General features: G+C 74.4%; 2 protein-coding genes. Both read left to right on the top strand.

Annotated elements, in window-relative coordinates:
* Positions 1 to 7765: type I polyketide synthase (locus AZE13_RS32870; protein WP_258528167.1), on the top strand; the 7765-nt coding region annotated here is incomplete at its 5' end.
* An 11-nt stretch (positions 7766 to 7776) separates the two neighbouring features.
* A partial coding sequence (locus AZE13_RS32865; RefSeq protein ID WP_147264817.1) for a type I polyketide synthase occupies positions 7777 to 11731 on the top strand: 3955 nt, incomplete at its 3' end.

The raw sequence follows: 11731 nt of genomic DNA, 5'->3' as shown, positions 1-11731 counted from the left end.
CGGGAAGGTCGCGGTGCTGTTCTCGGGTCAGGGTGCGCAACGGGTGGGGATGGGCCGGGAGTTGTACGGCCGGTTCCCGGTGTTCGCCGAGGCGCTGGACGAGGTGCTGGCGCACTTCGATGCCGGGTTGCGCGAGGTGATCTTCGGTGATGCGGAGGGCCTGGACGAGACGGGGCACACCCAGCCGGCTTTGTTCGCGGTGGAGGTGGCGCTGTTCCGGCTGGTGGAGTCGTTGGGTGTGCGGCCGGATTTCGTGGCCGGGCATTCGGTCGGTGAGATCACGGCGGCGTATGTGTCCGGGGTGTTGTCGCTGGTGGACGCGTGTGCGTTGGTGTCCGCGCGGGCGCGGTTGATGCAGGCCCTCCCGGCCGGTGGGGCGATGGTCGCCGTCCAGGCCGCGGAGGGGGAGGTGGCCGGTCGTCTGACGGCGGACGGTGTGTCGATCGCGGCGGTCAACGGTCCCGAGGCGGTCGTGATCGCGGGTGATGAGTCCGAAGTGCTCCGGATCGCCGAGGTGTTCGCGGACGAGGGCCGGAAGACCCGTCGGCTGCCGGTGAGTCATGCCTTCCACTCGCTGTTGATGGAGCCGATGCTGGCGGACTTCCGGCGGGTTGCCGAGGGACTGTCGTACCAGGCGCCCCGGATCCCGGTCGTCTCGAACGTGACCGGCGGGATGGCCTCCGGGGAGCTGCTGTGCTCGCCCGACTACTGGGTGCGGCATGTACGGGAGACCGTGCGCTTCGCCGACGGTGTGCGGTCACTCGCCGCCGAAGGGGCCTCGGTGTTCCTGGAGCTGGGCCCGGACGGGGTGCTGACCGCGATGGCCCAGCACACCCTGGACGGCGACGCGACCGCCGTCGCGGCCCTGCGCAAGGACCGGCCCGAGGAGACCGCACTGCTCACCGCCCTCGCGCAGCTGCACGTCACGGGTGTCGCGGTGGACTGGTCCGGGATCTTCGCCGGTACCGGCGCCCGCCGCGTGGACCTGCCCACCTACCCCTTCCAGCGCGAGTGGTACTGGCCGGAGGCCGGGCCCGCAGGGCACTCGCAGGACGGCCCGCAGGAGCCCGGCGACGCCGAGTTCTGGGACGCGGTCGAGCGCGAGGACCTCTCGTCGCTCTCGGACCGCCTCGAACTGGACGACGCCGCGCTGTCGGCCCTCGTACCCGCCCTGTCCGCCTGGCGCCGCAAGCGCGTCGAGCACGCGGCCGTCGACGGCTGGCGCTACCACGTCACCTTCAAGCCGCTGACCGGCAGCGCGCCCGGCACCCTCGCCGGACCGTGGCTGGCGCTCGTCCCGCCGGGCGGCGCCGCCGACGAGTGGACCGCCGCCGTACTCGCGGCCCTCGGCGACTCGGCCGTCACCGTCGAAGCCGACCCGGCCGACCGCGGCGCCCTCGCCGGAAGGCTGGCCGAACTCACCGCACCGGCCGCCGAGTTCACCGGAGTGGTCTCCCTGCTCGCGGCCCCGTACGCCGACGCCCTGCCCGCCGGCCCGGCCTGGCCGAACGAGGCGGCAGCGGCACTGGCGGACGCCGGAATCGACGCCCCCCTGTGGTGCGTCACCCGCGACGCGGTGCCGGTGGGCCGCTCGGAGACCGACGTCCGCCTCGGTCAGGCGGCGTTGTGGGGACTCGGCAGGGTCGCGGCCCTGGACCACCCGGACCGCTGGGGCGGCCTGGTCGACCTGCCGCAGGTGCTCGACCGGCGCACGGCCGAACGGTTCCGTGCCGTACTGTCCGGCACCGGCGACGAGGACCAGGTGGCGCTGCGGACCTCCGGCGCCTTCGGCCGACGGCTGGTGCGTGCCCCGCACGACAGCACCGCGACCCCGTGGCAGCCGACCGGCACGGTCCTGGTCGTCGGCCCGGCGTCCGGCACCGGCGGACACTGCGCCCGCTGGCTCGCCGGACAGGGCGCCCGGCACCTGGTGCTGGCCGACCCCACCGCACCGGACCTGGCTGAGCTGCGCGCCGAACTCGACGCCCTGGGCGTGCCGTTGACCGTGCTCGACTGCGCACCGGCCGACGGCGAGGCGCTGCTGACCGCGCTCGCCGCGCTCCCGGAACACACGCCGCTGACCGCCGTCGTCCACACGGGCGGACCGGCCGACGCCGAGGTCTACGGATCCGCCACCGCCGAGGACCCCGCCGCCGCCCTGGCCGCGCTCCACACCGACGTGGAGAACCTGGCGGCCGTGGCCGAGGCGGCGGCCGGCGACCGTCCCCTGGACGCCTTCGTCCTCTTCTCCTCGATCGCCGGGACCTGGGGCGCCGGCGGCCGGGCCACCGAGGCCGCGGCCGGAGCCCTGCTCGACGCCCTGGCACGCACCCTGCGCACCCGCGGACTGCCCGCCACGACGGTCTCGTGGGGCGGCTGGGCCGACACCGCCTCCGACAGCCTGACCGCCCACCTCAGGGCCAACGGGCTGCCCGCGATGGAGCCCGCGCGGGCCCTGACCGCCCTCGCCCGCTCCCTCGTCACCGACGCCCCGTCGGTGACGGTCGCCGACGTACGGTGGGACCGGTTCGCGCCCGCCTTCACCCGCCACCGGCGCAGCGCCCTCTTCGCCGAACTGCCCGAGGCCCGCGCGGCGCTGGCCGACCCGGTCGGCACCGAGCCGGGCACCCCGGGCACCGCGACCGGTCTGCGGGCCGACCTCGCGGCCCGCCCGGCAGCGGAACGCACCGAGGTCCTGCTGGCCCTGGTCCGCGCACAGGTGGCCGCGGTGCTCGGGTTCGCCGACGCCGACGCCGTACCCTCCGGCCAGGCGTTCCGGGACCTCGGCTTCGACTCGCTGACCGCGGTCGACCTGCGCAACCAGCTCGCCACCGCGACCGGGCTGGCGCTGCCCGCCACCCTCGTCTTCGACTACCCCACGGCCGACGCGCTCGCCGGCCACCTGCGGGCCGAACTCCTCGGGGAGGAAACGGCGGAACTCCCCGTGGCGGCGCGGGCGAAGGACGCCGACACCGCCGACGACCCGGTCGTCATCGTCGGCATGAGCTGCCGCTACCCGGGCGGGATCCGCTCGCCCGAGGACCTGTGGCAGCTGGTCATGGGCGAAACGGACGCCATCGGAGGCTTCCCCGCCGACCGCGGCTGGGACCTGGACCGGCTGCTCCACGGCGACCGGGACGGCCGGGGCCGGACCGTCACCGGCGAAGGCGGATTCCTCTACGACGTGGCCGACTTCGACCCCGGGTTCTTCGGGATCTCACCGCGCGAGGCGATGGTGATGGACCCGCAGCAGCGCATCCTCCTGGAAGCCACCTGGGAGGCCCTGGAGCGCACCGGTATCGACCCCGCCCAGCTGCGCGGCGGCGACACCGGAGTGTTCATCGGCGGCGGCTCGGGCGACTACCGGCCCGAGGCGGGCCAGCTCGGGCACGCGCAGACCGCGCAGTCGGCGAGCCTGCTCTCCGGCCGGGTGGCCTACCACTTCGGCCTGGAAGGCCCCTCCGTCAGCGTGGACACGGCCTGCTCGTCGTCCCTGGTGGCACTCCACCTGGCCGCCCAGGCCCTGCGCAACGGCGAGTGCGCCCTCGCCCTGACCGGCGGTGTGACCGTGATGTCCAGCCCGGTGAACTTCGTCGAGTTCGGGGAGATGGGCGCCCTCGCGCCGGACGGCCGCTGCCGGCCCTTCGCGTCCGCCGCGGCCGGCACCGGCTGGTCCGAGGGCGTGGGCGTCCTCGTCCTGGAACGGCTCTCGGACGCCCGCCGCAACGGGCACCACGTCCTCGCGGTGCTGCGCGGCTCGGCGATCAACCAGGACGGCGCCAGCAACGGCATCACCGCGCCCAACGGCCCCTCGCAGCGCCGCGTCATCCAGCGGGCGCTGGCCAACGCGGGGCTGGCACCGGCCGACGTGGACGCCGTGGAGGCGCACGGCACCGGCACCACCCTGGGCGACCCCATCGAGGCGCAGGCGCTGCTGGCCACGTACGGACAGGGCCGCGACCCCGAACACCCGCTGCTGCTCGGTTCGGTGAAGTCCAACATCGGCCACACCCAGGCGGCCGCGGGCGTCGCCGGCGTGATCAAGATGGTGCTGGCGATGCGCCACGGCGTACTGCCCAGGTCCCTGCACATCGACGAGCCCTCGGCACACGTCGACTGGACCGCCGGAGCCGTCGAACTGCTGGCGGAAGCGGCCGACTGGCCGCGTACGGGCCGCCCGCGCCGGGCCGGAATCTCGGCCTTCGGCGCCAGCGGCACCAACTCCCACGTGATCATCGAGCAGCTCACGGAAACCGTGGCGGGCGAGCCCGCGCCCTCCCACACGCCCGCCGGCCCGCTGCCGGTGCCCGTATCGGGCGCCGTACCGGAAGCGCTGCGGGCCCAGGCCCGGCAGCTGCACGCCTACGTGGCCGCCCGGCCCGACCTCACCGTCGCCGAGTTCGCGCTGTCCACCGCCACCACCCGGTCGGCCTTCACCCACCGGGCCGCGGTCCTCGCCGAAGACCGCGAGGAGCTCCTCGCGGGTCTGGCCGCACTCGCCGACGGTCACGACACCCCCCAGGTCCTGCGGGGCCGGGCGGCGGAGCGGCGCGGCAAGCTCGCGGTGCTCTTCTCCGGCCAGGGCTCGCAGCGTGCGGGCATGGGCCGGGAACTCCACGCCCGCTTCCCGGTGTTCGCCGAGGCCCTGGACGAGGTGACGGCACGCCTGGACACGGAACTGGAACTGCCGCTGCGGGAGGTCATGTTCGAGGACGCGGAGCGGCTCGGCGAGACGGGCTTCACCCAGCCCGCGCTGTTCGCCCTGGAGGTGGCGCTGTTCCGCCTGGTCGAGTCCTGGGGCATCCGCCCGGACTTCGTCGCCGGGCACTCCGTCGGCGAGATCGCGGCCGCGCATGTGGCCGGGGTCTTCTCCCTGGACGACGCGTGCCGGCTGGTGGCCGCACGGGCGCGGCTGATGAACACCCTGCCCGCCGGCGGCGCCATGGTCGCCGTACAGGCCACCGAGGAGGAGGCCCGGGCGCACCTGACCGACGGCGTGTCCGTCGCGGCGGTCAACGGACCGCGGTCGGTGGTCCTCTCCGGCGATGAGTCCGCCGTCCTCGGCATCGCGGAGAAGTTCACCGCCGACGGGCGCAAGACTAGGCGTTTGCGGGTGAGCCATGCGTTTCACTCTCTGCACATGGACGCCATTCTCGAGGACTTCCGACGAGTCGCCCGCAGCGTCGGCTACGACGCCCCGGCGATCCCGCTCGTGTCCCACCTGACCGGCGAGGCGGCGACCGAGGAACAGGTGTGCTCCCCGGACTACTGGGTGCGCCACGTCCGCGAGGCCGTCCGCTTCGGCGACGGCGTCCGCACCCTCGCCGAGCGCGGGGTCTCCGTCTTCCTGGAACTCGGCCCCGACGGCGCGCTGTGCGCCATGGCCCAGGACACCCTGGACACCCTGCCCGCGCAGGCGGTCACCGTACCGGCGCTGCGCCGGGACCGCGGTGAGCAGGAGAGCGTGGTCACCGCTCTCGCCCGGCTGCACGTCGACGGAGTGAGCCCGCACTGGCCCGCCCTGCTCACCGGGGACCGGACCGCGCCCCGCCGCACCGACCTGCCCACCTACCCCTTCCAGCGCCAGCGGTTCTGGCCGGCCGCCTGCCCGGCCGCCGGCCCCGCCGCACCGGACACCGTGGACGACGGCTTCTGGACGGCGGTGCGCGAGGCCGACTTCGCCACCCTGGGAGCAACGCTCGACGTCGACGGCGACGCACTGGCCAAGGTGCTCCCCGCGCTCGCGGACTGGCGCCGCCGGCGCGGCGAGGAGAGCACCGTCGACGGCTGGCGGCAGCAGATCACCTGGCAGCCGCTGCCCCCGCGGCCCGCCCACGCCCCGGCGGGCACCTGGCTCGCCGTGCTCCCGGCCGGCCGCACCGACGACCCCTGGGCCGCCGACGTCATCGCCGCGCTGGGCCCGGACACCGTACGCCTGGACGTGCCCGGTCCCGACCGGGCGGCGCTGGCCGGACGGCTGCGCCAACTGGCCGCCGAGGGACGTGAGTTCACCGGAGTGGTGTCCCTGCTCGCGCTCGCCGCCGCACCTGGGCACGGTGCGGCAGCCCCCGAGGGGCTGCCCCTGACCACGGCCCTGATCCAGGCGCTCGGCGACGCGGACCTCACCGCACCCCTGTGGTGCGTCACCCGGGGCGCGGTCGCCGCCGCACCCTCCGAGCCGGTACCCGGGCTCGCCCAGGCCGCCGTCTGGGGCCTGGGACGGGTCGCCGCGCTGGAGTACCCGCGGCGCTGGGGCGGTCTGATCGACCTGCCCGACACCCTCGACGAGCGCTCCACGGCCCGCTTCGCCGAAACCCTCGCGGCCCCCGGCGGCGAGGACCAGATCGCGATCCGGCCCTCCGCCGTCCTCGGCCGCCGGCTGGTACCCGTACCGGCCGGGCGGGACACCAGGGAGTGGAACCCCGCCGGAACCGTCCTGATCACCGGCGGCACCGGAGCACTGGGCGCCCACGTGGCCCGGGAACTGGCCCGGTCGGGCGCACGGCACCTGCTGCTCCTCAGCCGCCGGGGCCCGGACGCGCCCGGCGCGGACGCGCTGCGCGCCGAACTCGCCGCACTGGGAGCCGAGGCCACCGTCACCGCCTGCGACGCCGCCGACCGCGACGCGCTCACCGAGGTCCTCGCCGCGATCCCCGACGAGGCGCCCCTGACCGGTGTGATCCACACGGCGGGCATCCTGGACGACGGTGTCCTCGACAGCCTCACACCGGACCGCTACGAAGCCGTCTTCCGCGCCAAGGCCGCCTCGGCCCTGGCCCTGCACGACCTCACCCGGGACCTGGACCTGGCGGTGTTCGCCCTGTTCTCCTCGTCCTCCGCAGCGGTCGGCAACGCCGGCCAGGCCAACTACGCCGCCGCCAACGCCTTCCTGGACGCCCTCGCCGAACAGCGCCGGGCCCAGGGACTGGCCGCGACCTCGATCGCCTGGGGCGTATGGGACGGCGACGGAATGGCCGCCGACCGGCGGGCATCGGACGTGGCCCAGCGGACCGGGATCCGCCCGCTGGACCCGGGCCTCGCCGTCGTGGCACTGCGCCGGGCCGTCATGGACGGGCGGCCCACCGAGGTCGTCGCCGACATCGAACGCGACCGGTTCGTCCGCTCCTTCACCGCCGTACGGCCCAGCCCGCTCCTCGGCGAGCCGGCCGTCACGGAGCAGCGGGCCGCGGGGGACACCGGCGAGGACACCACCGGCGACGCGCTGCGCGAGCGGCTGACGGCGCTGCCGCCCGCCAAGCGTGCCGAAGCCGTACTGGACCTGGTCCGCACCCGGGCCGCCGCCGTCCTGGGACACCCCTCGGCCGACGCCGTTGGCGCCGACCGGGCCTTCCGGGACCTCGGCTTCGACTCGCTCAGCGCCGTCGAGCTGCGCAACCAGCTCGGCGCCGCGACCGGACTGAGCCTGGCCGCCACCCTCGTCTTCGACCACCCCCACCCCGCCGACCTGGCAGACCACCTCCTCACCCGGCTCGTGCCCGACGAGGGACCGGGGGAGGGGGCCGGAGCGGCCGACCCGGACTCCTCCGGTATCAGGGCCCTGCTCGCCTCCGTCTCCCTCGCCCAGCTGCGCGAGATCGGCGTACTCGAACCCCTGATGAAGCTCGCCGCCGAGCAGTCCGCGGCGGCCGACGGTGACGCCGACGCCACCACGGCGGCGGACACCTACGACGAGTCGATCGACGCGATGGACGTCGCCGGCCTGGTGCAGGCGGCACTCGACGGCCAATCCTCCCAAGAGCGCTGAAAGAGCGGACCATGACCACATCCAGCGAAACCGTCGTCGCGGCGCTCCGCGCCTCCCTGAAGGAAACCGAGCACCTGCGCCGGCAGAACCGCAAGCTCGTCGCCGCGGCCACCGAGCCGATCGCGATCGTGGCGATGAGCTGCCGCTACCCCGGCGGCGTGCACTCACCCGAGGACCTGTGGGACCTCCTGGCCGCCGGCAAGGACGCGATCGGTGCGTTCCCCACGGACCGCGGCTGGGACCTGGACGCCCTGCGGGGCGCCGGTGTCGACCGGCGCGGCAACGCCGTCAGCCAGGAAGGAGGCTTCCTCGACGGTGCGGGGGACTTCGACGCCGGCTTCTTCGGCATCTCGCCGCGCGAGGCCGTCACGATGGACCCGCAGCAGCGGTTGCTGCTGGAGACCTCCTGGGAGGCCATCGAGCGCGCCGGAATCGACCCGTCCGCCCTGCGCGGCAGCCGCACCGGCGTGTTCGTCGGCACCAACGGCCAGGACTACGCCTACCTGCTCGTACGCTCGCTGGCCGACGCCACCGGCGACATCGGGACCGGGATCGCCGCCAGCGCCACCTCCGGGCGGCTGTCCTACACACTGGGCCTGGAAGGCCCGGCGGTGACGGTCGACACGGCGTGCTCCTCCTCGCTCGTGGCCCTGCACACGGCGAGCCACGCCCTGCGGGCCGGTGAGTGCTCACTCGCCCTGGTCGGCGGCGTGAACGTGATGTCGTCGCCCGGCTCCCTGATGGAGTTCAGCCGGCAGGGCGGGCTGGCGGCCGACGGCCGGTGCAAGGCGTTCGCCGAGGCGGCCGACGGCACCGGATGGTCCGAAGGCGTGGGTGTCCTCGTCGTGGAGCGGCTGTCCGACGCCCGCCGCAACGGGCACCCCGTCCTCGCCGTCGTCCGCGGCTCGGCCGTGAACCAGGACGGCGCCTCCAACGGTTTCACCGCGCCCAGCGGACCCTCACAGCAGCGGGTGATCCGGCAGGCGCTGGCGAGCGCCGGCCTGTCGGCCGCGGACGTGGACGTGGTCGAGGCGCACGGCACCGGCACCCCGCTCGGCGATCCGATCGAGGCCCAGGCGCTGCTGGCCACCTACGGCCAGGACCGCGACCCCGAACGCCCCCTGCTGCTGGGGTCGGTGAAGTCCAACCTCGGCCACACCCAGGCGGCGGCCGGAGTGGCCGGGATCATCAAGACCGTCATGGCGATGCGGCACGGCGTGCTGCCGCAGTCCCTGCACGTGGACGCGCCGTCGTCGCACGTCGACTGGTCGTCGGGGGCGGTGGAGCTGCTGACGGAGTCCCAGGAGTGGCCCAAGGCCGACCGGCCGTGGCGAGCCGGGGTGTCGTCGTTCGGGATCAGCGGCACCAACGCGCATGTGATCCTGGAACAGGCGGAGCCCGCCGAGGAGTCGGCCGAGGAGCCGGCCCCCACGCCGCAGCTGCTGCCCGACGTCGTGCCCTGGCTGGTGTCGGCAAAATCCGAGGAATCCCTGGCCGCGCAGATCGCACGGATCTCGTCGCAGGCGGACTCGTCGGCACCGGTGGACGTGGGCTTCTCGCTGGCCACGGGCCGTTCCACGTTCGAGCACCGCGCGGTGCTGCTGGCCCGGTGCCTCGACGGTGAACTGTCGGAGGCGGCCCGGGGACGCGCGGATACGAGCCGTCCGCTCGCGGTGCTCTTCTCCGGCCAGGGAGCCCAACGAGTCGGAATGGGCCGCGAGTTGTACGACCGGTTCCCGGTGTTCGCCGAGGCGCTGGACGAGGTGCTGGGGCACTTCGACACCGGGCTGCGGGAGGTGATGTTCACCGACGGACGACGGCTGGAGGAGACCGGGTTCACCCAGCCGGCGCTGTTCGCGGTGGAGGTGGCGCTGTTCCGCCTCGTCGAATCCTGGGACATCCGCCCGGACTTCGTGGCCGGGCATTCGGTCGGTGAGATCGCGGCGGCGCATGCGTCCGGGGTGTTGTCACTGGTGGACGCGTGTGCGCTGGTGGCGGCGCGGGCGCGGTTGATGCAGGCGCTTCCGGCGGGCGGTGCGATGGTGGCCGTTGAGGGTACGGAGGCCGAGGTGGCCGCCCGTCTGACGGCGGGGGTGTCGGTCGCTGCGGTCAACGGTCCGGAGTCGGTGGTGATCGCCGGTGCCGAGGCCGACGTCCTGCGGATCGCGGGAGAGCTGGCGGACGAGGGCCGTAAGACCCGTCGGCTGCCGGTGAGCCATGCCTTCCACTCGCCGTTGATGGACCCGATGCTGGCGGACTTCCGGCGGGTTGCCGAGGGACTGTCGTACCAGGCTCCCCGGATCCCGCTCGTCTCCAACGTCACGGGCGGACTCGCCACCGAGGACCTCGTCTGCTCGGCCGAGTACTGGGTCCGGCACGTCCGCGAAACCGTCCGCTTCGCCGACGGAGTACGCGCCCTGGCCGCCGAAGGGGCAGGCGCCTTCCTGGAACTGGGCCCCGACGGTGTCCTGACGGCGATGGCCCAGCACAGCCTGGACAGCAGCGCCGTGGTCGTCCCCGCCCTCCGCAAGGACCGCCCCGAGGAGACGGCGCTGCTCACCGCCCTCGCGCGCCTCCACGTCGCCGGTGTGGGTATCGACTGGGCCGCCTGGTTCACCGGCATGAGCGCACGTCGCGTGGACGTCCCCACGTACGCGTTCCAGCACGAGCGGTACTGGCCCCGGCCCGCCGCCCGCTCCGGGGATGTGACCGGTGCGGGGCTCCTCCCGGCGGAGCACCCGCTGCTGGGCGCCACGCTCACCCTCGCCGACTCCGGCGAGGTGCTGTTCACGGGCCGGCTGTCGCTGACGGCCTACCCCTGGCTGGCCGACCACGTCATGGGCGGCAGCGTCCTCTTCCCGGCCACCGGTTTCCTCGAACTGGCCATGCGCGCCGGTGACCAGGTCGGGTGCGACCGGGTCGAAGAGTTCGTCCTGATGACGCCGCTGGTGCTCACGGAGGAGAGCGCCGCTCAGGTTCAGGTGCGGGTCGGACCCGCTGACGAGACGGGCGCCCGTACGGTCTCGGTGTATTCACGCCTGGACGCCGACCTCGGGCAGCCGTGGGCGCACCATGCCCACGGCACGCTGACCAGCGGAGAGCGGATCGGGGACTTCGGCGCCCAGGTCTGGCCGCCGCAGGACGCGGTGCGCGTCGACCTGGAAGGCTTCTATGAGGGGACCGGTTATGGCCCCGCGTTCCAGGGGCTGCGTGCGGTGTGGCGGCGCGGGGACGAGGCCTTCGTCGAGGTGGCGTTGCCGGAGCAGGTCGCGGGGGAAGCGGGGGCTTTCGGGATCCACCCGGCGCTGCTGGACGCCGTGCTCCAGTCGCACCGCATGGCCGGTGTCGGCAGAGAGGGCGACCAGTTCCTGCCGTTCGCCTGGCGGGGCGTGTCGCTGCACGCCGGTGGCGCTTCGGTCCTGCGGGCACGGGTGGCGAGGACGGGTGAGGACTCGGTGTCCATCGCGGCCGTCGACGTCGAGGGCGCGCCTGTGCTGTCCGCCGAGGCGATGGTGATGCGGGCCTACCAGGACCCCGGCACCGGGCGGTCGGTGGTGCGGCCGGGCGCGGAGCACGACACGCTGCTGTCGCTGGAGTGGGTGCCGGCCCCCGAGGTCCAGCCCGCCGAGGTGCGGTGTGTGTCCCTGGGCGCTGACGAACTGGGCGTGGGCGCGTCCATAGCGTCCCTGGCAGACCTCACCGGCGACGAGGACCTCGTAGTGGTGCCCGTGTCGTCCGGTATCGGCACGTGCGGTGATGTTCCCACCGCCACACACGAATTGACGGACCGGGTGCTGGGGCTGCTCCAGGAGTGGGCCGACTGCTCTGCTGCCTCGCGGCTGGTGTTCGTCACCCGCGGGGCGGTTGCGGCCGACGCGGGTGAGGGCGTGGCGGACGTGGCGGCGGCCGCGGTGTGGGGTCTGGTGCGGTCGGCGCAGTCGGAGCATCCGGGGCGGATCGCGCTGG

The organism is Streptomyces sp. NBRC 110611 (assembly GCF_001590865.1).
Classification (GTDB): Bacteria; Actinomycetota; Actinomycetes; order Streptomycetales; family Streptomycetaceae; genus Streptomyces.
The sequence above is the reverse complement of the archived record's forward strand: the minus strand, read 5'-3'. Positions and strand labels throughout refer to the sequence as shown.